Source organism: Bacillus cereus group sp. MYBK14-1 (assembly GCF_051916885.1).
GTDB classification, from domain to species: Bacteria; Bacillota; Bacilli; order Bacillales; family Bacillaceae_G; genus Bacillus_A; species Bacillus_A cereus.
The window spans coordinates 38,595-62,129 of sequence record NZ_JBQAHM010000010.1; the positions used below are offsets into that span (position 1 = coordinate 38,595).

The window sequence follows — 23,535 nt, forward strand, 5'->3', positions numbered from 1 at the left end:
GAGGAATTTCTCCTCATCTTTTTTTATGCTGTTTTACCTTTTTCAATTGCTTGTTCGTACAGCTCTTTATGTTCTTTATATTCACTTGGTACGAAACTCTTATAGAAGAATGAGAACCAGCTGTCTCCCTTTTTATACCCTTCTTCTCGAATTTCCGCTGCTTTTTTATTCGATTTAAATCCTTCAGTAAACCATTTCTTTAACAATTCATTTCTTTCATACTTAGCAGGAACTTTTAAATCATAGTTTTCAAATGCATACTTATAGCCAGCCTTTTCTACTACCTTTTTTGTAGACTTATAGCCTTTTTCATACGCTGTTTCATATGCCTTCACGTATACTTCTTTCTCTCTATTTCCAGGATTCTTTTCAGCTAGTTCTTTCCCTGTCTTTTCCCCTAACTCAGCTTGCTCTTTTTCAATTTTTTCTGTTCTTTCTTTATTCCCTACTTTGAATCCGTCTGCAAAGTTTACCTTAAACTCTGGAGCAACTTGACTATCGTCCATCGTCTCTTGTGCTAAACCTTGTTCTTTTCCTTTTTCAAAATGCGTTTTCTTCTGCTCTTCTAAAGACCATACGGCTGCATAAGTCGCTTTAAACGCTTGTTTATATGCATCAGATTTTCCAGCTACATGCACTTCTGCATCATTTTTTCCTGCTTTAAAATCAGTTTCTCCATTCTTTTGACCTTCAAGTTGACCTTTTTCCATATCAGCTTGGCGCTGCGCTTCCTCTTGCTTACGTGCCTCTTCAGCTTTTCTTTGTTCCTCGGCTACACGTTGTCTCTCTTCTTCAGCTTTACGCTGTGCTTCTGCATTACGTTGTTTTTCCGCCTCAGCGTTGCGTTGCACTTCTGCAGCACGTTGTTTTTCCGCCTCGGTATTGCGCTGTGCTTCTGCTTGTCTCTCAGCTTCTACAGCACTATTATTATTCTGGCTAGGAGCTGGGCTCGTTGCGCCACTACTAGAAGCTGGTTTATTGTGATAATGATATTCCCCGTACTGTAATCCCCATTTCTCACAATTTGTACGACACGTATGTCCGCCATTAGCATCTGTACGCCCTGGATGTGCATAAGCTGAAATCGGAGCTACCAATAACGCTATACTCGTTGTTAAAAGAAGTTTCTTCACCTGTTGTCTCACTCTTGTTCCTCCCAAAATATAGAATCCTAACTTTATTATACATAAATAGAATAATATTTAAATACAAAACCAAAATATTCTATTATTTCTCAACATTAGTAAAAAAGAAGGTGAACTCTTTAAAGAGTTCACCTTCTTTTTTACTTCTTCGCCTTCGTTCTTACTAAATCACCAGCAACAACATAACGCTTAGAATTATCCTTTACAGATACACATGTAATAAGCGTTATCTCATCTTTCCCATGATCCTCTACAACTTCCCACTTATCAGGAGTCACTTCAGATACACCAGTAACCGCATACTCATATTCATTTTCATTGTCATACAAATAAATTTTATCGCCTTTTTTCAAAGAAGCTATATCACTAAATAAAACACCTTTTTTAGACATGTTATGTCCTGCTAATGCGTAATTTCCTTTTCCCATAACTTGATTCTCTTTTACTGTCGCTGCACCTGATAATAAGTTTTTTTCAGTAGAAGCTTTTAAAACAGGCAGTTCTACTGAAACACTTGGAATCGAAATACGACCAATTACTTGTTTCTTATCTAATGATGCATTCGCTACTTCCGCCAAGTCTGGTTGATTAATTTTGGAAGCATCTACAAATTCCGTCTCATGCTTTTCATAATCCATCTTTTGAACAGCCTGCACATTTTCAGTCTGTTTCTTTTCAGCCTGATATCCATCATAAAATGGCTTTCCAATTAACACGCCACCTACAACAAATAGCAGAATTGCTACTATACTATAAATTCTTTGCTTATTCATACACAGTTCCTTTCCCTTACAAAATCTTACTCTATATAAAATGATAAAATAATATCGCTATATGTACAAGTATTAGCTTGAAAAGAAACCTTCTTGCCGATGCAAGAAGGTTTCTTTTTAAGCTAATTTATTTCTGTATAGTGATACGTGAAATACTGTCATTTGAATAAAGAAAATAGAAAATAGAATATATAATGGGTATCCAGGAAGATATTCATTAATAATAGGCGAAAAAGTTAAAAATCCAACTGCACAAGGTAACACAAACCATAACGATACAAATGTTGTTCGACAAGCTTTATCCGTAATCGCTTTTTCACGTTCATCTTCTAGCGGAAATAATAATGGATACATCCAAAAAGATAAATTCTTATATTTTTTCTTTTGAATTCTATAAAAAATTGTAACTATAATTGCTCCAATAAATAATAAAATGAATGGTACTCCATTAAACCATACTTCAAATGGGAATTTCTCGTTTTTAATTATATCTGCTAACTCTGTAATGACACTATAAAATTCAACAAATGTCCAGCATGCTAAAGCAGTATAAAGCACGTTTATGATATAAGAAAAAACAATTCTATTCATCCTCTTCCCCCTCCTTATTTAAAACAAACACGTCTTCCATCTTTAACTGAAACACATCACAAATCGTAAGTGCTAATAACAACGAAGGAACGTAATCCCCTTTTTCAATTGCAGCAATTGTTTGTCTCGTTACTCCAACCTTTTCTGCTAATACACTTTGCGTAAAGTTAAAACGAGCTCTTAATTCTTTTACTCTGTTTAAAATGGTCAAATTTACCACCTCTCACCATTATTGTATGCTATCCTTAACAAAATGTAAACTCAACTTAACATTATTATTATAAAAAAATCCAACTCTACGTATTGTAAAGTTGGATTACTTGTTAGTTTAAAATTTTAACTTTAACTGTTCTTCTACCCCAGTCATTAGCTTGAGCTGAATTTGGCATTAATAGATCAATGATATGCCCTTTTATTGCACTACCAGTATCTCCAGCAATTGCTGTTCCATATCCTTCTACATATACAGTAGAACCTAATGGGATAACAGATGGATCTACAGCAATTAATTTCATGTTTGGATTTGCAGTTAAATTATGTCCTAACTTAGATTTTACAGTTTCACCCGGTTTATAGCCGTTTTCAGATGGGTCAGCTGTATAAGCGGTTGCTGTTACGTAAAATTCTTTTCCACCTTGAGTTGGTTTCGTATCAGGCTTAGACTCTGTTTCTGTATTTTTTGCTACAGGTTCAGCTGGTTTACTAGCTTTTTCCTGCTTTTGCTTTTCAGCAATTTCTGCTTGTGCTTTCGCTAAAGCTTCTTGCTCTGCTTTTGCAGCCGCTTCTGCTTTTGCACGCTCTTCCGCTGCGATTCTTGCTGCTTCTTGCTCACGAGCAATCGTTTCTTGTACTGTCTTCATATTTGATTCAATTTTAGCTTTCTCTTCCGCTGCTAAATTAAGTTGACTTGCAACTTCATTATATTTAGCTTGAACTGTTTGTAAGTTATCTTGACGTTTTTTCAAGTTATCTTGCAGTTCAGCTTGCGCTTTTGCTAATTTTTGTTTGTCTATTACTAAAGATGCTTCTTTTTCGTCAATTGTTTTCTTATCTTCTTCAATTTGACGAAGATCTTGTTCTTGTAGACGTAAAATTTCTTTATCAGCTTCTAGAATAGTAGAAACTGCGTTCATACGTTGTAAGAAGTCTGCAAAGTTTTTTGACTCTACTACAACTTCTACTACTAAACTTGTATTTGAACTGTTTTGAACAGAAACCATACGTTTTCTCATAATATCTTTACGAGCAAGGACTTTATCCTCCAAAACGACAATTTCTTGCTTTTTTTGCTCAATCTGCTTATGTGTTTCATCAATTTTACGTTGAATAGCAGCTTGATCCTCTTTATTTTTTGCAATTGTATTATTTAAATTATGTAGTTCGTTTTCGATACCTTTAATTTCTTTACTAACAGCTTGCTTTTCTTGCTCTTTCTTTTGCATTTCTGCATCGTTTTGTTGCAATTGCTGTTGCATGTTGTTAAGTTTCTCGTCGTTTGACTCTGCTTTAACAGCGACTGTACTAGAAAGACCGATAATTCCTGCTAATACTAGACAGCTGATTCGCTTAAAATAGTTCATAATCCGACTCCCTTCTTATACAGTTATACATGATTTATTTTACAGTTTGTTTACAAAACGATTAAATACAGTTTATTTTTCGTGACGAAAAAAAGAGAATTATGAATAAAATGTAATAGATTCTTAAATATTTAACAATTCCTATATTTAAAAAATACAAAAGATGCTAAAATCCAAATATAGAGAAAATATAACTTTCGAAGGCGGTTGAAATAAATACATGTTTACTCAAAAAAAATCACTCCAACATACAATTGCTCAATTAGAAGAGCGTATACAAGAATTAGAATTAGAATTAAAACAAAAAGATATTGAAAAGCAAGAGACTATTTCTACTATCCACGATCGTGTACAAAGCGTTGTCCAAGAGCATCAACTTGTAAATAACCAACACAATACACTTCAAAGCTTAGTTCAACAATTAAGTTCATGTTTCGAAAATGTTTCAACACGTACGACACATTCCAATGAGTTAAATAATGAAATGTTACAAAAGGAACAAAGCTTAATTCAGTCTATTGCAGAAATTATTGACTGCTCTAATGAAGGAAAAGAATCCGTTCACCGCTTACTTATTGTAATTAATAAATTAGGTGAACAATCTCAACGCACGTCTAATAGTATGAATCATCTAAGCGAACGCTCAAAGGAAATCGAGCAAATTGTAGAAGTCATTCAAAACATTGCAGCACAAACAAATTTACTTGCTTTAAATGCGAGTATTGAAGCCGCGCGTGCTGGAGAGCATGGTAAGGGATTCGCTGTCGTTGCCAATGAAGTAAGAAAACTAGCGGAAAGTACAGCAGAAAGTACAAAAAACATCGGCAACTTAACGAAAAAAATTCAAGAAGAAATTGAAAAAGCATATGATAACACAAAAGATAATTTACATTTAGTTGATGAAGGTGTAGAAATGAGCGCCGATACAAATGCTAGAATTGAAAATATTTTAGTTATGATTCAAACGTTACAAAATGGTGCTACAAATGTTATTAAGGCTATCGAAAACCAAAAGTCTTGTAATGATGACATATTACGAGAATTCGCTAACACGCAACAAATGTTCCAAAAATTAAATACTACTATTATGAATCATATTCATGATGCTGAAAAAGTCGATGTTCAATTGTCTAAAAGTCTTCAAGAAACAGTAACTTCTTAATTAAAAATAAAAATCCCTTATACTGCTATAAGGGATTTTTATTTTATTTCGAATATTTATTTCTTTTCAATATTCATCCATATCTTTGTTATAATGGAAAAGTTGTTTCTTTCAACTAATAAACAAGGAGGTTATTATGGAACAATTTTACTACGTTTTAAAATATTTAATTCTCGGTCTGTTCCAAGGACTAACAGAACCAATTCCGATTTCTTCAAGTGGTCATCTCGTTTTAGCACAACATTTGCTAGGACTAAAAATAGAAGGGTTTAGCTTCGAACTACTTGTTAATTCAGCTTCATTATTAGCTGTATTACTTATTTATAGAAATGATTTAATTCGTCTAACGAAGAATGGTCTCTCTTATATATTTACAAGAGCAGAAGACGCAAAATCAGATTTCTTCTTTATTATTTATCTTGTTATTGCAACCATTCCAGCAGGTGTTATTGGTGTTTTATTTAAAGATTACATCGATCAGTACTTAAAAGGTGTGAAGATGGTTGGGATTTCCCTTCTTATTACTGCTGTCGGCCTTTGGATTATTAGAAATTTACGCGGTCGTAAAAATGATGGCGACCTTTCTATGAAAGATGCAATCATCGTCGGATTAGCACAAGCTTGCGCACTGATTCCCGGAATAAGCCGATCTGGTGCCACAATCGTAGCAGCAATGTTACTTGGTATGAAGCAAGAAACAGCACTTCGCTTCTCATTCTTACTATACATTCCTGTTAGCTTAGGTGGCTTATTGTTAAGCATTACAGACATTGCAAATGATCCAAATCTAGACACATTATTCGTACCATATGTCGTTGCATTCATCGCAACATTTATCATGACGTATATTTCACTAAAATGGTTTATGAACATTATGGCAAAAGGAAATTTAAAATATTTCTCTTTCTATTGTATTATCGTAGGTGTACTTACTCTTATTTTCTTATAAAGTAAAACTTACAAATTGAAAGCGAGTCATCTAGTGTAATAGAATGACTCGCTTTTTTATACCTCTATTAAGTTAAAATATATTATTTACTTAGAATTTTCTGAATAGTATAATATTATTTAAGTTTACTATTACAGTAATTCTATCTTTCCTACTATTATCGTAAAAGAGGTGTTTATATGTTTATAGTTACTAAACTCATTCACATTAAGTACGAATATGAAAATGAGCTACTTTATGGGCTTAAACAATATTATCCTTCCCCTGGAACGAACGGTTGTATTAACATAGAGTTTTCACATGTTCATCGTACAAATGATAAGGCAGAATATATGATTCGTCTGTTATGGAAAACACAACAAGATTACCATACATGGCTTTCTCAAAGAGAAGGCCATGTAACTTTGAAGCACAAAATACAAGGCTATATACTTTCTTCCAAATCAAATGCTACCTATGTGCATTAACCCTTCTCTTTTTATTCCTTACGAGGGGCAAAATGATAAAGTGAAACTTTAATCAGCCCTCATCAATCGGGCTGTTCACAAATAACAAGATAAGGACCCTCTTACTTTTCATACTGTAAGAGGGCTTCTCTTATGCATACACTTTCTTCTCTTGACAATACAAACGAATAACATGTTTATTTTGTTGAAATACATCATGCGTCAGACGAATAATAATAAAGTTTCTTTTTGTTTGATCATCATGAACAAAAATCTGTTCTCCCTCCTGAAAACGCCATGCACTTTCAAAAGTCGTAATATGATCCCCACTTACAGAAAAAAGTTCATATCGCATCTCTTGTACCCTCTCTCAACTTACATAATCATAATATCCTCATATTAAATTTATTATAACTTAATTCCTATAAAATTAGTAATTATTTCTATTTCGAAAGATTTTAACTTTGTATTTAAATATTTTTAGCGCTATAATGATAAACGAATTTTCATTGAAAGGAGTTTTACTTTGACTGCATATTTATTTCCAGTAAAAACAGCATTTATTTTATTCCCCTTTTTAGCAATGTTTCTTTTAATCCCTTTTTTAATATTTAATTATCGAAAATACGGTTATTTAAATAAATGGCGCTCATTTATTTTATACTCATTATTACTTTACTTATTAAATGCCTATTTTCTTGTTATTTTGCCGTTACCACAAACGTTTGATACTTGTAGCCTACAACCAGCTAATACACAACACATGCAACTCTCACCATTTTATTTCATACAAGAGATTAGTAGTCATACATCGGCAGTTTTAACGAAACCAGCTACTTATTTCTACTTATTAAAAGAGTCTGCGTTTTTACAAGTTGCATTTAATGTTCTATTAACTGTTCCATTCGGTATTTACTTACGTTATTATTTCCGACGTAGTTTCTTACAAACAATTTGCATTTCCTTTTTCCTTTCACTATTTTTCGAGCTAACACAAGTGACTGGATTATACGGTATATACAATTGTGCATACCGATTATTTGATATCGATGATTTGTTTTTAAATACATTAGGTGGCGTAATTGGTTTTATCATTGCACCAATATTTACGTACTTCCTTCCGAAGACAAACGAGTTAGATAGTCATATTGATTTGGAAACGAAACCAGTCGGATTCATTCGTCGCCTTATCGCGATGCAAATTGATTGGATTTTCTTATCTATCGTCGTACCTGTCGTTAAAAACAAAGGAAATTCTTTCTTCGTTTCTAATATGCAATCTTACACGAATATGTATGAACTCATTTTCATTACGTGTTCAATCCTTATTTATTTTATTCTTATTCCATACTTTACAAATGGAAAAACAATTGGGAAAGCATTGCTTCGCATTCATCTGAAAGGAAAATCAGATCGTATTACATTAAAAGAACTATTTATTCGCTACGGTATATTTTATTTTGCGTTAGGCGGAATCAATTATATTCTTTCTAGTAGCTCTATGTTAAATCATACAGAACCTTTAGTATTACTCGTTACATTGTTATTCCTATTTATCATTAACGGCCTATTCATTATTCATGTTTTACTGCATGTATTTAGCCGTGATAAACTACTATTTTATGAACATATTAGTCATACAAGAAATGCAATTACACTAAAAAAAGCTGACAAATAATTATTTGTCAGCTTTTTTATATACATAATGTGAAAATTTAATCAGTGGGGGTCTTACTGCCCGGCAAATAGCGGGATAAATAACTTTTCTGCATAAGGATTAAAAAACATTCCAAGTTCATCTAGAGACTTCCTCGCCTGTAAAAACGAATGAAACTCTGGATATATATCTTGTAATTGCTCATACGATAATGTATGCATTTTCCCCCAATGCGGACGCCCTTCATACTTCAGAAAAATTTTTTCCACTTCGCCAAAGTAAGCAGCATATTTCATACCTTTATACATATGAACAGCGATATACGCTGAATCTCTTCCATAGGCTGGACTAAGCCATATATCATCACCTTTCACATAGCGGCATTCGATCGGGAAGTGCACCTTATACTTTTTCTTTTCAATAAGATTTGAGATTTCTTCTACAACCGTCCTCATATACTTTGAAGGAATGCTATACTCCATTTCATAAAATGGTACCGTACGTGATGTAGCAAATACTTCATAGCTCGGGCCAATTATTTTTGTGTTTGGTACAGCTTTAGCTGATAATCGACTCACTCCTTTACTTATAGAAGGAAACCATTTACACCCTTTAGATAGTAAAGAGAACATCCTATTTTCAAGTAACTCCACCTTTAATTTATGCCATTTCAAATCACTGCCTGTATTCGTTGTTTCGTTCGTAAGTTTTACTTGTACTTCATCAGAATAAGGAAAAACGAAAAATTCAAAATGACGATGCTTCTTATATTCTTCTAGTTTGTTCATTACAGTGGATAATGACTGTTTTTCACTTTCATAAACGAGTGAATACGCTGGAATAACCTTTAATTTTATCTTTACAATGATACCTAACATTCCAAGTGACAACTGAAACGCTCTCCAATATTCTACGTTCTCAGTTTCCGAACAAACTATACTCTCACCATTAGATAAAACTGCCGTAATCTCTATAACTTGTGTTGATAAACTCCCAAAGGTAATACCCGTTCCATGAGTCCCCGTACTAATCGCTCCTGCAATAGATTGTGAATCAATATCCCCTAAATTTTCTTGCGCATAGCCTTTTTCCTCAAGTAACTTCCCTAAATCATATAACTTTGTTCCTGCCCATACTTCAGCAACCATCTTCTCTGCATCAATATTCACAATACCCTTCAATTCATCTAAAGAAACTAAAACTTCTTCCGTTTGCACAAGGGGGGTAAACGAGTGTCCTGAACCGACAACACGAATTTTCTTTCCCTTTTTTCGCGCAAGCCCCACAACTTCTACTACATCTTGTATACTTTCTGGATACATCGTATAATGCGGCGTTCCTTCTACATTCCCTGTCCAATTTCTCCACTTTTTCCCCTTTATAGAAAGCATTGGCCATCCCCCCGATATGTTGAATACTCCCCAACAATCTCTCCTTTTTTAACACGATACAAAAAAGGAAAGCGCTCACATAATTCACCAGCCTTACTATGACGAAACAAAATGGACTCTCCTATATCCACTCGTTCCTCGCCGCTATAAAAAATTGGCGTTTGTACCTCGCCAGCACCTTCTAAAGCTAATAGTTTTGCACCCTTCGGTCTCCAAACTTCAGGCTCTTTATCTTTTCCAACTGCTCCTGAAGCAATATATCCACCACCTAGGCAAGTGTAAATAAACGGGACTGGTTTACGCACAACTGGTAAAGCAAATCCGACCGCTGGATGAAATTTCACCTCTTTATAATAATCAAACAGCTTCGGAGAATAAAAAGCAGAACCTATTGTAATCTCTGAAACTGAATTATCTTTCTCAGTTGTTTTTATGCTTCCTGTTCCGCCTCCATTTACAAACCTTAGCTCAATACCAAGTTTTTGTATTGCTTTTACAATATGTTCTCTTCTTTCTTTCACTTCTAGCACTGATTTCTGCTTTAAATACGAAATCACTTTACTTTTCAGCCATTGATTCGGTATATGGTCTCCCACCCCAGCAATTTGAGCTTCATAACCCATCACACCATCTAACATTAAATATGATGACCTTCTCACCTTTTCTACTACTTTCAACGCATCCTGCACATTTTTTACTGGGGATCTTTGTACACCAAAATGAAATTGAAAGAAACGACTACTCATATCAATATCCAAACAAACACGAAAACATCCTTTAGATTTCTCAGCAATTTTTTCTAAATACACAATATGCTCTTCACAATCCACCATACAAGTTATAATGAAACCTTTCTTTGTTAGCAAACTAATTTCACACAAAGCTCTTTCATCATAAGCAGGATATCCGAGCAATAAATCATTAAATCCTTGTTCTATTAAAAATAAAACCTCTCTAGGTGAAAAGCACATAATACCTTGAAATCGATCATTTGCAGCTAAAATCTTTTGCATAATCGGAACAGAACGTAACGATTTACTCGCTATACGAATCTTCTTATTTCCACTTAACTCTATAATCGATTGAATATTTCTATCTAAAGCCACTTCATCCAAAAATGCACACGGTAATGGAACTTCTTTAAAAATTCCTCGATCCACATTTTTCTCTCCTCTTTCCAATATGTCTTATACATATTGGAAAGAAAGTATGATTTTCCTGTTTGCAAATAAAAAAAGTTTCTTCTTTACGAAGAAACTTTTTGAAACTACTTCATAGAAATAGTCGCCTCTACTGGATAATGATCAGAGTAATCATTATACGTATATTTTTGGAACCATGATGTAACAGTCCATTGTGGAGATTTCGGCTGTAACACCTTATTCTCTATATACGATGGGTTCGCATGGTCTTTGCTTGCAATAATATAATCTAAATATTCGGCAGGACTATCAGGGAAATTATATTTTGCAATACTGTTTGTCGTTGCATCCCAAGTCGCTGTATGTCCAGTATAAGATGGTACAGAAGCGTTCAATGTTTTAAACATAGATGCATACTCTGAATCATTATTGTTCTCTGCATTTATCTTATTTACGTTCATATCACCACCAATTAACACATACTCATTATTTGGTATATTTTTATTTTTAATAAAATCTTGAATTTCTTTTAATTGGTTCGTACGTACAGATGCTGGTGAAGTTTTTCCGCACATACTATCTTCAGCCTGCAAATGCGTCCCAATCACGTGAACGAAACGATCATTTTTCTTAATTTTCGTGTATACAAATCCTTTATTCGATAAATTATCTGGCCCGCATCCTTTTGCAAATACATATTGAATCTTTTCAGCGATTGGCCATTTGCTCACAATCGCAACGCCACCATCTTCAGGAGTTGAAGATGAATAGTTTCCTAACGTTTTATCCCATTCACTTCCACTACTACGACCTAATACTGCTGTTTGATTTGGATATTCTTTCTTCAAATTCCCTAATAAACGATCTGAAGCGCTATTATCAAACACTTCATTTAATATAACTACATCTTGATTCTTTATATAATCTGCCGCCCCGATTAAATCAGCACGCTCAGTTTGTCCCCAGTTCGGATATAAGTTTGTTGATAGCATATATACATTATGCGTCATCACTTTTAATGTATCATTTTGATTTGTAGACACTTCTGCTTGAGCTGACGTTCCGCTATATAAAGCTCCTAAACCAACACCTAAGCTAAGTACACCTTTTAGCAATTTACCTTTCACGTTTCATACCTCCATGTATTGTATAGTGATAAAAAGGCCAAATACTCTATTCTGAGATTTGACCTTTTTTAAATACTTAACGATTTCCGTACGTATCAAACCAAAGCTGAATATATCCAGCAGTAACACGTTGTGCATCCATTAAACGCTTACCTGTCATTGGTGTAACTTCAGCACGCCATTTATCTGCATATTCTTGTGATACAGCAGCTCTCACGAACCAATCTTTCGTATTATCATTTACAATGCCAGCGTAATCTTGTTTCGCAACTACTGCCGCTCCATGAATCCAATCTTCTGGATTCGTACCTTTCCAGTTCCAATATCCATTTCCATCCGTTACTTTATAATTATCTTTTATCGTATCTACAAAGTTTTCATATTTAGAATGGAATCCTTGTGGATACGATAGATTCGTAAAGTTTGCCGCATGCATCGGTTGGTTTACATCCCCTAAATAATGAAGAGATAATCCTAAATAGAAGAACGCTTGTTTCATATCTTTATTTTTATAAGACTCACCAGCTAATTTAAAATATTTAGCTCCTGTTTCCTTTGCTTGCTTTGCATACGGAATATAAGTTTTCCCATTGTCAGGGTCATAGAAATGTGAAGCAAATGTGCTATTATCATAATAAGGATTTTCATAGTCAGCAGCATAAATACCGTTCTCTAACTCAGTACGCCATTCATTTAATAGTGCAACTCGATCTTGTTTTACAAGTGTTGTATTACGAGACATAATATCAATTGCACGGTTTACAATCCATAAATGAGAATTCACGCCTTCTTTATGTTTATCTTCAGCAGACCAGCGCGGAATAACTCCAAATCTCTGTGCCCCATCATTTTCATGAGCAAATGCAACACTTTGTAATGGAGCAACTAATGTAATAGCTGCTGCTAAAGCAAGTACTTTCTTTTTCATATAAAATCCTCCATTTTATAATTGAATTATTGTAAACATTTTGTTAGGATCCTATGATGTCGTCCGGTTAACCTATGACTAGAATATCCCACCTTTCACGAAATTTCTATCACTAAATTAAAATATGCAAATGTTCATATCATTATAACTTTATACACAGTGAATATAATGAATGAATACACTTTCATTTTAATAAACTATTATTAAGGCTTGTCTAAACTAATGTAAAAAAAAAGTAAAGCATCTGAATGCTTTACTCTTTTTTTCTATTCGATAATATACTTGGCAATTGTACATTAACTGCTAACTTATGAATAAATCCAAACACTAGTCCAATCCCAATAAATATGTATAAGATTGTAAATATCTTTCCGAAATCAGTTTGCGGACTAAAATTCCCATCACCGACAGTCGTCAACGTGACCACACTAAAATATAAAGCGTCAATAGGACGTAATCCTTCAACTGTACTATAAAAAATCGTACCCGATATTAAAGTCAAAATTGTTAATACAAATAATACTTGAAATTCTTTATCTTTCCACGCTCGTAAACAGGCTCTTAACATTCGCTTTAAAGTTAATAAAAATGAAAGCATTAGATTCTCCCTTCCAAACAAAAATACATTGAGTCAAAGGAAAGTCTATCACCTTTCAGTATAGAAAAAAAGTAGCCCTCTTCTATTTCTAGAAAAGGGCTACTCTATTCGATTCTATCTTATTTAGGTGAAACAAGAATTTTCACTTGTGTTTTATCTTTTACAAGTGCTTCAAATCCTTCTTCAACAACTTGATCCACTGTAATTTTTTTCGTAATTAATTTCTCTGCTTGAATTTGACCGGAGCTAATCAATTTAATAACAGCTGGGAAGATGTGACGGTATCCTAAAATACCAATAACTTCTTTTTCTTTTAATACTAAGTTATTTGGAGTAATTGTTGCGTCTTTTTCCCATACACTAACAATTACAGTTTGTCCTTCGAAGCTTGTACTTTCAATCGCTTGGCGTAGTACAACTTCAACACCTGTTACTTCAAAGCTAACATTTACACCTAAACCATTTGTTAAGTTACGAATTTCAGCTAACACATCTTGAGTTGCTGGATTTAATACATAATCCGCACCTGCTAATTTCGCTAACTCTTGACGTTCTTTAGAAAGTTCAACTGCAATAACAGGAGTTGCTCCTGCTGCTTTAGCTGCTTGGATAACAAGAAGTCCAATTGGACCGCAACCAAATACCGCTACAGCTTCCCCTTCTTTTAATTTACTTTGACGTACTGCATGAACTGCTACTGCTGCTGGTTCTACAAGCGCACCTTGTTCATACGTCATTTCATCTGGAATGTGATGAACCATATCTTCTGGTACTACTGTATATTCAGAGAAACCGCCGCCTTCTCCGCCAAGACCGTGGAAAACAAGTTGTTCACAAACATTGTAATGTCCATGTTTACAAGCTTCACATTTACCACAAGAATAAATTGGCTCTACAACAACGCGGTCTCCCACTTTATGAGATGTAACTCCTTCACCAATCTCTATTACCTCACCACTAAACTCATGACCTAAAATAACAGGTGCTTTCACATGTGTTAATGGATGTTCTTCTGTTGGAATAAAAATAGGCCCTGCTAAATATTCATGCAAGTCTGTCCCACAAATACCACACCATTTAACTTTGATTTTCACTGTTCCTGGTTTTACTGTTGGTTCTGGTACTTCTTCTACTCGTACATCACGTTGATTATGCCAAAGTAGTGCTTTCATTTTATACATCCCTCTCTATGTATATACTTAACCTGGTGAAGTTTACAATTCTATTATAATACTTCTATCCATATATTTCAAAAAAACAATCACATCCCCACTAATTTTTTACAAATAACGTTCAATATTTTGTCACTTTGTACTTTTTTCCACATCTGTTAATTCAATTTCATTGCAGGTGAAATTAGCATTGTGCCATAATAGCATAGGAGAGGTGAATATCGCTTGAAATATTTTATTTACTTTATCGTTATCGTGGCATTTTTAGATACATTTTCACAATTACCTATTATGAGTACTTTCGCTCAAAGCCTTGGAGGAACTCCTCTTATTATCGGGCTAGTTGTCGGTATGTACTCATTCGCTAATATGATCGGTAATATTATTGCTGGAGCCGCTGTCGATAAATTTGGTGCAAAAAAAATCCTTTATATAAGCATGGGAATTACGAGTTTCATAGTCTTGTTATACACCGTTGTTCAAAGTGGTGAACAACTATTAGTTGTGCGCTTTATGCATGGATTTAGTGATGGCTTTTTAATTCCTGCTGCCTTTACATTTTTATCAAAACAAACAAATGCAAAAAGACAAGGAAAAGCAATGGCTCTATCTGGTGCTGCTGTTGGAACAGCCGCAATCGTAGGACCTGCTTTCAGCGGTATTATGAAAGCAACAGCTGGCGTAGAGTGGGTCTTCATTACTATTTCTATTTTAATGGCTCTTGGTACGATCGTATCTCTATTCTTCTTACCAAATAACGTATCAAGAAAAGATACATCAAGAACGCAAATGATGAACAAAGAAGATATGGTTGAACTTTTAAAATCAGAACCGTTATTACAAGCATATATTGGTGCTTTCACATTAATGTTTTCACAAGGAATTGTCACTTATATGTTACCAGTAAAAGTTGAGGCATTAGCGCTTAAAGCATCTACAACAGGCATGATGTTAAGTGTATTTGGTATAACTGCTATCCTCTTCTTCTTGCTTCCAACAAATCGTATTTATGATCGATTTAATCGTTCGAAACTAATGCTAATCGGAATTGCAGTTATGGCATTCGCATTATCTTTACTCGGATTATTTGCTACAAAAGGTATGCTCTTTATCGTAATGATGATTTATGGAATTGGATTCGCAATCCTCTTTCCGTCTATTAACGCTTTACTTGTTGAAAATACTACAGACGATAATCGCGGAAAGGCATTCGGATTATTTTATGCCTTCTTCTCATTAGGAGTTGTTGCTGGCTCCTTTACAGTCGGCGCAATCGGAGCATCACCTAGCATCAGCTTCATTATCGGGACAGCATTTTTATTAACATTTGCTGGGATGATTTATGTAAGAAGCAAAGTAAAAAAGACAATGATGGGATAATCCATCGTTGTCTTTTTTAAAATGCATATTTATATAATCCATAATACAATGGAAGCGTTGGAATAATGCCAATTAATTTAAATATAAAAGGTAATGGCTCATCTCGCTCTTCATATAAACGAAAAACAAAAACTGCAGTTAAAGTCCAACTGACGCTAAACAAGAAGATACATTTCCAAACAATCGAGGTTAATATTTGTATATCAAATACAAAACCAAAGAGCCCTATCGAATAGAACTCTTTTTGCCCAATATATTACTTTTGTGTATAACCAAATAACAATGTAAATAAATTGAGCCGTAAAGGCAATAATACATCTCTTCTTTTAAACAGAAAGTTTATAAATACTGACGATACTTCGACAATTTCCTCGGAAATATTTCCTTTCCCCACATAATTTGATACAGTACACATGAATAAACACTTGTATTACATAAAGTGAAACTTTAATCAGTGGGGGTTTTGTTCCTCCCCACTGATTATTAGTTGAACCAATCGGGCTTTTACGGGCAGTTGATCTCCCAACTAACTTCTTTACTTCCACTGAATTTTGAGGTGGGGATCTTACTGACCGTTAATGCGGGATAAACTAAAATAATAACTTACTGTACAAATTAAAAAGCACACTCTTCATATGAAGAATGTGCTTTTATGTTATTAACGTTTAATCCAAACAGCGCCTGCCGATTTATCTTCTGCCTGTCCAACAACTTGGAATTTAAGTCCAAGGTTTGGAACTTTTCTTCCTGCGTCTGCAATTTGCTTGTTACTATATACTTTTGAATCATCAAAAGTTGTAACACCTTGTAATCCAGAATAGTTAAACTGACCACGTGTTAATGAATTTACACTCCATGCTGGTGTTTTATCAAATGAAAATGCTGCATCTGCAATTTGCATGCCTGTATTACCGTATGCTGGTTTTCCGTTTAAATTACCAACTAGCGCTTCTGGATGAGAATCTACAACACCAAGGAATCCTTCACCTGGATGCACCCCAACCCAGTTATCTTTGAAACTATCATCTGCATACCAAACGACAAGACCTGTATTATACACTGGACCTTTTCCTGCTTTTAAACCATTATCTGATCCCGCATAATTTCTCCACTCTAAGTAGTAATAATGAGCTTTCTTCTCTGTCCCATCAGAAACAACAAAACCATTTAAATTCATTTTAGACTGTCCTTCTGCATCATCAGAAAATACAACTTGTCCATCAACAGTTACATTTACATTGTCCATCGCAAAACCTTTATATGTTACAGCCGGATCTGTAATATAGTCGAATTGTAGTTTCACTTTTTTGCCTTTAAATTGACTTAAATCATATGATTTATCAATCCATTTCCCATCTGTTGTATCTTTATCTCCTTGGACTACTTTTTCCCCAAGTCTATCAATTAATGTTTTCGTTCCATCTTCTGTTACTACATGTACTTCGACGAAATCGCACTCTGCTTCTAACTCATAATTTGCTTTATAATCGAATTTTGCATTTGTTCCCTTTGTTAAATCAAAGAATGGTGTCTCTAACGTTGTATGCATATCATCGCCTCTTGTACTATAATATGCATGCTTTCCAAACTCCGGTTTAATCGTTTCAACACTTTTACCTGGTAAGTTAACACGTACAACGCCTGGACGATTTGATTTCGTAACACTTTGATCAATATAGGTAGGAACTCCCACACCACTCTTAATTTTATCGTAATCTACTTCTAATATTTTTGCCCAGTTGCCACCCATATTCTTTTGTAAGAAGTCTTTATTTTGTGGTGAAAAACTAGTCGGCTCTGTTCCTGCGATTTTCCCTGTCCAACTACCTCCACTCATTAATGACCAAGCTTCGACTGGTGAACCATTTCCAGTATATTTCGTGTCATATTCATCTGGTAATCCAAGATCATGTCCAAATTCATGTGCAAACACACCTACAGCTCCATCTTCTGGTTCAATTGTGTAATCATGTGCTGCTACTTTACCACCAAAGTAATCTACCTTTGATTTCGTACCTTCAATCGCTACTGGATCTACTGCTAATTTTGAACGATGTGACCAGATCGCATCATCACCTAATTTACCGCCACCAGCTTCTTGACCAACACCAGCATGGATTACCATTAAATGATCAATTACACCGTCAGGTTCATTTTGATTCCCGTCCCCGTTTGTATCATATCTATCAAATTGATCAAACTGAGATAAATCTAGTCCTTTCTCAGCAGCTGCATGCAAAGCTTCTTTCACTAAATCACGTGCACCCTTTGGACCTTTATTATCGTGACCACTGCTACCATCAGCTCCATAATCAGATGCTTTTCCTGGAACAGTTAGCCACTCCGTTACATATCCATCTGTCGTATAACTACCACCAGACTGCTCTTCATAGTATTGTTTAAACGTTTTTACTTTTGAACCATCAAATAAAGTATACGGCTCATTACCGAACAACATCTTTTGATAATGTTCTCTACTAAAGTCTTTCGAATACATATAACCTGGTGTTTGATCAATATTATTATGTTTATAATCACTAAATTCAACGAGTAACACTAATACTTTATCCGATCGAACAGATCCCTTATATGGAGCTTGCTTTGCTTTTGAAGTTGGAACTTGCCCATTCAATTGCTTTTTATTTGGTTCTGGCTTTTGCTCAAGGCTAACATTTTTTTCAGCCTTTTTTACATTTTCCTTTTCTTCCATCTTTTTCTCTTTTACTTTTTTTGTGAAATTAGATGTTTCTTGTGAGTGAGCATCTGGAAGAATTTCTTTATTCGCCTGATCTCCTTGTTTCTTTTCAATATATTGCTCAACAGCTTTTTTCGTCTCTTCTTTAGAAGATGCTGGATTAATTGTTCCTCTTTCTTTCAGAGCTTCCGCTAAACGATCTTCTTGAATTAAATTGTAATCAATTGGTGTTGTAGATACACTATCTTTCTCTTTTGCTACCGTTTCTGCATATGCTAACGGAGCACTCATTACAGATGTACATCCGATAATTGCCGCAATTGCTAATGATGACAACACTTTAAATGGTGCTTTTCTTCTCATTCCATTTCTCCCCTTTATAAAACTTAAAATTCAGATAAATCGGTGCATTTTTGTCCAAATCTCTGTTTACTACCCTCCCTATATAAAAAGACATAATTCTATAAACATTAAGCTTTTTGTTATAGAATCATGCCCTCCAGTTTTCTGGTCAGACCCTCTATCTTTTTATCCCTTGGTTCAATTAATAATCAGTGGGGGGATGAACAAAGCCCCCACTGATTAAAGTTTCACTTTATGTCGAAATATTAAAAATAAAGAGTTATGTGATATATATTAAATATCTTATATAACAAATTTAAAAGACAATATGCAAAATTGCATGAAAATTCTTTTAAATAAAAAAGAATCCTAGTCAATTAAACTAGGATTCTTGCTTTTCTATTATTTCTCTTGTGTTTTTTCCCAATCAGCTAAGAATTTCTCAATTCCTTGATCTGTTAATGGGTGCTTCACTAATGAAGCAATTACGTTTGCTGGGATTGTTGCAATATGTGCACCGTTTAATGCTGCGTCAGTTACGTGAACGCTGTGACGTACAGATGCTGCGATGATTTCTGTTTCGATACCATGAATTGCAAAGATTTCTGCGATTTGACGAATTAAATCCATACCGTTATGACCGATATCATCTAAACGACCTAAGAATGGTGAAACGTACGTTGCACCAGCACGAGCAGCAAGTAATGCTTGAACTGCTGAGAATACTAATGTAACGTTTGTACGAATTCCTAAATCAGAGAACGCTTTTACTGCTTTTAAACCTTCTGTTGTCATTGGAACTTTTACAACAACGTTTGGAGCAATCTTCGCTAATTCTTTTCCTTCTTCAATCATTTTATCAGCTTCTAAGCTAATTACTTCTGCACTTACAGGTCCTTCTACAACGTTGCAAATTTCACGAATGCGCTCGTGGAAATCTACGCCTTCTTTTGCTACAAGTGATGGATTTGTCGTTACTCCAGCTAATACGCCTAATTCATTTGCCTCTTTAATTTCGTTAATGTTTGCTGTATCAATAAAGAATTTCATTTGTTGTTCTTCCTTCCTAATTTTCATTTTATATTTATTTATTTTTCTTAATAAGCTCTAATTCAATCGGAATAGATTTGTCCACTTTTTTACCTTGTGTTATCTCTTTTGCTGTTTGCATCGCCTTCTCTCCGATTAATTCTGGTTTTTGAGCGACTGTTGCAGCCATACGCCCATCGTTAACCGCTTTCACAGCATCTTCTGTTGCATCAAATCCAACAACTACTACATCTGTTTTTCCAGCAGACTTCAATGCTTCAAGTGCACCTAATGCCATCTCGTCGTTATGAGCAAACACGGCTTTAATATCGCTATTTGCTTGCAAAATGTTTTCCATAACAGATAATCCTTTCGCTCTATCAAAATCAGCCGCTTGTTTGGCAACTACTTTTAAAGACTTATCGGCTACGTTATGGAATCCTTTCCCACGTTCACGAGCAGCAGACGATCCAGGGATTCCTTCTAACTCAGCAACGTTTGCTCCTTCGCCGACTAATTCACGAATGTAATCACTAGCCATTTGACCACCTTCGATATTATTAGATGCAATGTGAGAAACAACCTTACCTGAATTCGCAACGCGGTCTACTGTAATAACAGGAACATTTGCTGCGTTTGCTGCACTTACTGCTGAAGCAACAGCATCTGAATCGGTCGGATTAATAACAACTACATCGACACCCTTTTGAATTAAATCTTCAACATCGTTCGTTTGCTTTGCTGCATCATTTTGCGCATCAACAGCAATCAATTCGATGCCACTATCTTTCGCTTTCTTTTCTGCCCCCTTTTTCAAAGTTACAAAGAAGGGATTATTTAAAGTTGAAACAGAGAATCCAACTTTAATAGTTTTATTTCGACCTTTATCGCTAGAATCCTTTGCCCATTCTGGCGGTTCCATTGAACAACCAGCAGTAATGACCATAATACATGCAACGAGTATAAGTAACCATTTCTTCATGAACTGTCCCTCCATTACGCTTCTTTTCTACGATCAATTAATACAGCTAATAAGATTACAAGTCCTTTTACAACTTGTTGGAAGAAAGAAGATACACCTAATAAATTTAAACCGTTATTTAGTACACCGATAATAAGTACACCGATGAATGTACCAACAATCCATCCTCTTCCCCCAGAAAGACTTGTTCCACCTAATACAACTGCTGCAATTGCATCTAATTCATAAGAAGTACCTGCAGTCGGCTGTGCAGAATCTAATCGTGATGTTAAGACAATACCTGCAAGCGCTGCCAAAATTCCGGAAAGACCGTAAATCATTACTTTAATTCTCGTAACATTAATACCTGATAGTGCTGCTGCTTCTTCATTTCCACCAATTGCAAATGTACGGCGACCAAATGTCGTTTTCTTCAAAATGAAGTACAGTACTGCGAAAGCGATCATCATTGTAACAGCGGGTACCGGAATACCAAGAAAATAACCGCGGCCAAACATTTGGAACATTAAATGATCACCAAGACCAGTGATCGGACGTCCGTCCATATAAACAAGCGTCAACCCACGAAAAATAGTCATTGTTGCTAAAGTTGCAATAAATGGAGCTACTTTTCCTTTCGCAATGATGATACCGTTTACAATTCCCATTACAAGACCTGCTAATAGTCCAACTGCCATTGCAAGGAACGGATCCATGCCACTTGCCATCATTCCAGCAACAAGTGCACTTGATAATGCTAAAATAGAACCTACCGATAAGTCAATACCCCCTGTTAAAATTACGAAGGTCATTCCAAATGCAATAAGCGCATTAATCGATACTTGACGCAGTATATTAAATAAATTTGGAATTTCAATGAACGCTGGATTTAAAGCTGTAATTACGACGATAATTAATACTAAACCGATTAAAGAACCGAGTTGTTGTAATACATTTCCCTTCTTAGCCATCCTTACTCTCCCCCTGTAGCTAGTGCCATAATAGACTCTTGTGATGCCTCATCTTTCCCTAAAATTCCGCCGACTTTTCCTTCATGAATAACAAGAACTCGATCACTCATCCCTAAAACTTCCGGAAGCTCAGATGATACCATAATAACGGCATCGCCTTGCTCTGTAAGCTTATTCATAATAGAGTAAATTTCTTTTTTCGCTCCAACATCAACACCTCTTGTTGGCTCATCTAAAATGAGTAATTGCGGATGAATGCCTAGCCATTTTGCGATTACAATCTTTTGCTGATTTCCACCAGAAAGAGATTTCACTGCCTGCTCCCCGCTAGATGCTTTCACATTAAGAAGCTTCATCATATCCTCTGTAAACTGTTGTTCTAGCTCATTGCTTAGAACACTTCCCTTTGAAAGATTTTCTAAATTCGGTAAAGCTAAATTTTCTCGAATTGAAAAATCTAACACTAATCCTTCAGACTTTCTATCTTCTGTAATGAAAGCAATTCTTTGTCTAATTGCATCTATTGGACTATCAATCTTTACTTCTTGTCCATTTATAAAAATTTGTCCAGAGTCTAAAGGTTCATAACCAAATATCGCTTTCATAATATCAGTGCGACCAGCCCCCATCAAACCAGCTACACCAAGGATTTCACCTTTCCTCACTTGAAACGAAACATTTTCAAATTTCCCTTTCTTCGTTCCATTACGCATTTCAAAAATGACATCACCAATTTGACTATTTCGCTCTGGGTAACGTTCACCAATGCTGCGCCCCACCATCATACTCACTACTTCATCAAATGATGTTTCTGGAATTAATCTCTTTCCCACGTATTCTCCATCACGCAAAATCGTAATAGCATCACATATTGAGAAAATCTCTTCCATACGATGCGAAATGTACACGAATGAAACACCTTCTTTACGTAACTTATTGATTACTGTAAAGAGCGTTTCGATTTCACGATCCGTCAGTGCCGCAGTAGGTTCATCCATAATAATAACGCTCGCGTTTGTCATTAATGCTTTCGCAATTTCGATAATTTGCTGTTGTCCAACCGATAATTCCTCTGCTAACATAGCGCCTCTTACATGCAGCCCTAGCTCTGCTAGTTGCTGCTGCGCAATCGCGTTCATTTGTCGAGTGCGTAAAATACCTGTTTTCCCATACATTAACTCTTTACCGAGAAACATATTTTCAGCTACTGTTAAATTCGGCAATATGTTTAGTTCTTGATGTATAAATGCGATGCCGTACTCTTCAGCTTCTTTCGCATTTTTAAAGGTGCGCTCTTGCCCATCAATCTTGATTGTCCCACCATCTTTTTTGTATACACCTGTTAAAATCTTCATGAGCGTTGATTTACCCGCTCCATTTTCCCCCATCAATGCATGGACTTCTCCTGTTTCAATCATAAACTGTGCATTCTTCAAAACAGGATTGCCATTGAACGCCTTTGAAATGTTTTTCATTTCAATATGCATTCCCATCAC

The 23,535-nt window shown here is 35.2% G+C and carries 22 protein-coding genes and 1 pseudogene; 5 read left to right on the forward strand and 18 right to left on the reverse strand.

Going from position 1 to position 23,535, the window contains the following annotated elements; all coding sequences use genetic code 11:
- Nucleotides 1–23 precede the first annotated feature (23 nt).
- From ACTFR3_RS21925 to ACTFR3_RS21945, 5 genes are all read right to left on the reverse strand, one after another.
- Nucleotides 24–1,145, reverse strand: coding sequence for a YHYH domain-containing protein (locus ACTFR3_RS21925; protein WP_001249819.1), 1,122 nt, complete (start codon nt 1,143–1,145; stop codon nt 24–26).
- A gap of 140 nt (nt 1,146–1,285) precedes the next feature.
- Nucleotides 1,286–1,918, reverse strand: coding sequence for a class A sortase (locus ACTFR3_RS21930; RefSeq protein ID WP_001041726.1), 633 nt, complete (start codon nt 1,916–1,918; stop codon nt 1,286–1,288).
- Between the two features lie 117 nt (nt 1,919–2,035).
- Nucleotides 2,036–2,509, reverse strand: a complete 474-nt coding sequence (locus tag ACTFR3_RS21935) for a hypothetical protein (protein WP_001080043.1) — start codon at nt 2,507–2,509, stop codon at nt 2,036–2,038.
- The gene (locus ACTFR3_RS21940) at nt 2,502–2,720 is read right to left on the reverse strand and encodes a helix-turn-helix transcriptional regulator (RefSeq protein WP_000154019.1); all 219 of its coding nucleotides are present in this window, start codon (nt 2,718–2,720) and stop codon (nt 2,502–2,504) included. The genes ACTFR3_RS21935 and ACTFR3_RS21940 overlap by 8 nt, the downstream gene beginning before the upstream one ends.
- Nucleotides 2,721–2,832: 112 nt before the next feature.
- A complete protein-coding gene (locus tag ACTFR3_RS21945; protein WP_069357974.1) occupies nt 2,833–4,089 on the reverse strand; it encodes a 3D domain-containing protein in 1,257 nt (418 codons plus the stop codon).
- Nucleotides 4,090–4,573: 484 nt separating this feature from the next.
- Between ACTFR3_RS21945 and ACTFR3_RS21950 the strand changes: the two genes are divergently transcribed.
- The 3 genes from ACTFR3_RS21950 (at nt 4,574) to ACTFR3_RS21960 (ending at nt 6,667) form a co-directional block, all read left to right on the forward strand.
- Nucleotides 4,574–5,251 (forward strand): methyl-accepting chemotaxis protein, encoded by a 678-nt coding sequence (locus tag ACTFR3_RS21950; protein WP_000939456.1) that lies wholly within the window; start codon nt 4,574–4,576, stop codon nt 5,249–5,251.
- 136 nt (nt 5,252–5,387) lie between these two features.
- Nucleotides 5,388–6,200 carry an undecaprenyl-diphosphate phosphatase gene (locus ACTFR3_RS21955; RefSeq protein WP_000434794.1) on the forward strand — a complete coding sequence of 271 codons (813 nt, stop codon included), beginning with the start codon at nt 5,388–5,390 and terminating at the stop codon, nt 6,198–6,200.
- 179 nt (nt 6,201–6,379) lie between these two features.
- Nucleotides 6,380–6,667: a hypothetical protein gene (locus ACTFR3_RS21960; protein WP_000471238.1), complete on the forward strand. Its 288-nt coding sequence runs from the start codon at nt 6,380–6,382 to the stop codon at nt 6,665–6,667.
- A gap of 130 nt (nt 6,668–6,797) precedes the next feature.
- Here ACTFR3_RS21960 and ACTFR3_RS21965 read toward each other — a convergent pair whose 3' ends face one another.
- Nucleotides 6,798–7,001 (reverse strand): hypothetical protein, encoded by a 204-nt coding sequence (locus ACTFR3_RS21965; RefSeq protein ID WP_001268332.1) that lies wholly within the window; start codon nt 6,999–7,001, stop codon nt 6,798–6,800.
- Nucleotides 7,002–7,172: 171 nt separating this feature from the next.
- Between ACTFR3_RS21965 and ACTFR3_RS21970 the strand changes: the two genes are divergently transcribed.
- On the forward strand, nt 7,173–8,324 hold the full coding sequence (locus tag ACTFR3_RS21970) for a VanZ family protein (RefSeq protein ID WP_000128025.1): 1,152 nt from the start codon (nt 7,173–7,175) through the stop codon (nt 8,322–8,324).
- 53 nt (nt 8,325–8,377) lie between these two features.
- Here the strand turns inward: ACTFR3_RS21970 and ACTFR3_RS21975 are convergent, their stop codons facing one another.
- From ACTFR3_RS21975 to bdhA, 6 genes are all read right to left on the reverse strand, one after another.
- Complete coding sequence (locus ACTFR3_RS21975; protein WP_000948912.1) at nt 8,378–9,694, reverse strand: D-arabinono-1,4-lactone oxidase; 1,317 nt, start codon at nt 9,692–9,694, stop codon at nt 8,378–8,380.
- Entirely contained in the window at nt 9,682–10,854 is a 1,173-nt protein-coding gene (locus ACTFR3_RS21980) for an amino acid deaminase/aldolase (RefSeq protein WP_000373754.1), read from the reverse strand. The genes ACTFR3_RS21975 and ACTFR3_RS21980 overlap by 13 nt, the downstream gene beginning before the upstream one ends.
- 107 nt (nt 10,855–10,961) lie before the next feature.
- Nucleotides 10,962–11,963, reverse strand: a complete 1,002-nt coding sequence (gene sph, locus ACTFR3_RS21985) for a sphingomyelinase C (protein ID WP_000676803.1) — start codon at nt 11,961–11,963, stop codon at nt 10,962–10,964.
- A gap of 76 nt (nt 11,964–12,039) precedes the next feature.
- A complete protein-coding gene (cerA, locus tag ACTFR3_RS21990; protein ID WP_000730995.1) occupies nt 12,040–12,891 on the reverse strand; it encodes a phospholipase CerA in 852 nt (283 codons plus the stop codon).
- Between the two features lie 253 nt (nt 12,892–13,144).
- Entirely contained in the window at nt 13,145–13,489 is a 345-nt protein-coding gene (locus ACTFR3_RS21995; RefSeq protein WP_000948210.1) for a potassium channel family protein, read from the reverse strand.
- Between the two features lie 119 nt (nt 13,490–13,608).
- Nucleotides 13,609–14,661 (reverse strand): (R,R)-butanediol dehydrogenase, encoded by a 1,053-nt coding sequence (gene bdhA / locus ACTFR3_RS22000; protein ID WP_000645827.1) that lies wholly within the window; start codon nt 14,659–14,661, stop codon nt 13,609–13,611.
- A 225-nt stretch (nt 14,662–14,886) separates the two neighbouring features.
- Between bdhA and ACTFR3_RS22005 the strand changes: the two genes are divergently transcribed.
- Entirely contained in the window at nt 14,887–16,041 is a 1,155-nt protein-coding gene (locus ACTFR3_RS22005; RefSeq protein ID WP_000873271.1) for an MFS transporter, read from the forward strand.
- 16 nt (nt 16,042–16,057) lie between these two features.
- Here the strand turns inward: ACTFR3_RS22005 and ACTFR3_RS22010 are convergent.
- The 6 genes and pseudogenes from ACTFR3_RS22010 to rbsA form a co-directional block, all read right to left on the reverse strand.
- Nucleotides 16,058–16,270: pseudogene (locus tag ACTFR3_RS22010) on the reverse strand (hypothetical protein); the annotation flags it as partial.
- Between the two features lie 429 nt (nt 16,271–16,699).
- A complete protein-coding gene (gene inhA2, locus ACTFR3_RS22015; RefSeq protein WP_257115856.1) occupies nt 16,700–19,099 on the reverse strand; it encodes a M6 family metalloprotease immune inhibitor InhA2 in 2,400 nt (799 codons plus the stop codon).
- Nucleotides 19,100–19,480: 381 nt separating this feature from the next.
- Nucleotides 19,481–20,128, reverse strand: coding sequence for a fructose-6-phosphate aldolase (gene fsa, locus ACTFR3_RS22020; RefSeq protein WP_000667670.1), 648 nt, complete (start codon nt 20,126–20,128; stop codon nt 19,481–19,483).
- Nucleotides 20,129–20,162: 34 nt separating this feature from the next.
- Nucleotides 20,163–21,089: a ribose ABC transporter substrate-binding protein RbsB gene (gene rbsB / locus ACTFR3_RS22025; protein ID WP_000758976.1), complete on the reverse strand. Its 927-nt coding sequence runs from the start codon at nt 21,087–21,089 to the stop codon at nt 20,163–20,165.
- A gap of 14 nt (nt 21,090–21,103) precedes the next feature.
- Nucleotides 21,104–22,039, reverse strand: a complete 936-nt coding sequence (locus ACTFR3_RS22030) for an ABC transporter permease subunit (RefSeq protein ID WP_001074641.1) — start codon at nt 22,037–22,039, stop codon at nt 21,104–21,106.
- Between the two features lie 2 nt (nt 22,040–22,041).
- Nucleotides 22,042–23,526 carry a ribose ABC transporter ATP-binding protein RbsA gene (gene rbsA / locus ACTFR3_RS22035; protein WP_000546778.1) on the reverse strand — a complete coding sequence of 495 codons (1,485 nt, stop codon included), beginning with the start codon at nt 23,524–23,526 and terminating at the stop codon, nt 22,042–22,044.
- Nucleotides 23,527–23,535 lie beyond the last annotated feature (9 nt).

Coding starts and splice junctions, on each gene's coding strand:
- ACTFR3_RS21930 (WP_001041726.1), bottom strand. CDS start 1,918: ATGAATAAGCAAAGAATTTATAGTATAGTAGCAATTCTGCTATTTGTT.
- ACTFR3_RS21935 (WP_001080043.1), bottom strand. CDS start 2,509: ATGAATAGAATTGTTTTTTCTTATATCATAAACGTGCTTTATACTGCT.
- ACTFR3_RS21945 (WP_069357974.1), bottom strand. CDS start 4,089: ATGAACTATTTTAAGCGAATCAGCTGTCTAGTATTAGCAGGAATTATC.
- ACTFR3_RS21950 (WP_000939456.1), top strand. CDS start 4,574: ATGTTACAAAAGGAACAAAGCTTAATTCAGTCTATTGCAGAAATTATT.
- ACTFR3_RS21955 (WP_000434794.1), top strand. CDS start 5,388: ATGGAACAATTTTACTACGTTTTAAAATATTTAATTCTCGGTCTGTTC.
- ACTFR3_RS21960 (WP_000471238.1), top strand. CDS start 6,380: ATGTTTATAGTTACTAAACTCATTCACATTAAGTACGAATATGAAAAT.
- ACTFR3_RS21965 (WP_001268332.1), bottom strand. CDS start 7,001: ATGCGATATGAACTTTTTTCTGTAAGTGGGGATCATATTACGACTTTT.
- ACTFR3_RS21975 (WP_000948912.1), bottom strand. CDS start 9,694: ATGCTTTCTATAAAGGGGAAAAAGTGGAGAAATTGGACAGGGAATGTA.
- cerA (WP_000730995.1), bottom strand. CDS start 12,891: ATGAAAAAGAAAGTACTTGCTTTAGCAGCAGCTATTACATTAGTTGCT.
- ACTFR3_RS21995 (WP_000948210.1), bottom strand. CDS start 13,489: ATGCTTTCATTTTTATTAACTTTAAAGCGAATGTTAAGAGCCTGTTTA.
- bdhA (WP_000645827.1), bottom strand. CDS start 14,661: ATGAAAGCACTACTTTGGCATAATCAACGTGATGTACGAGTAGAAGAA.
- inhA2 (WP_257115856.1), bottom strand. CDS start 19,099: ATGAGAAGAAAAGCACCATTTAAAGTGTTGTCATCATTAGCAATTGCG.
- fsa (WP_000667670.1), bottom strand. CDS start 20,128: ATGAAATTCTTTATTGATACAGCAAACATTAACGAAATTAAAGAGGCA.
- rbsB (WP_000758976.1), bottom strand. CDS start 21,089: ATGAAGAAATGGTTACTTATACTCGTTGCATGTATTATGGTCATTACT.
- ACTFR3_RS22030 (WP_001074641.1), bottom strand. CDS start 22,039: ATGGCTAAGAAGGGAAATGTATTACAACAACTCGGTTCTTTAATCGGT.
- rbsA (WP_000546778.1), bottom strand. CDS start 23,526: ATGCATATTGAAATGAAAAACATTTCAAAGGCGTTCAATGGCAATCCT.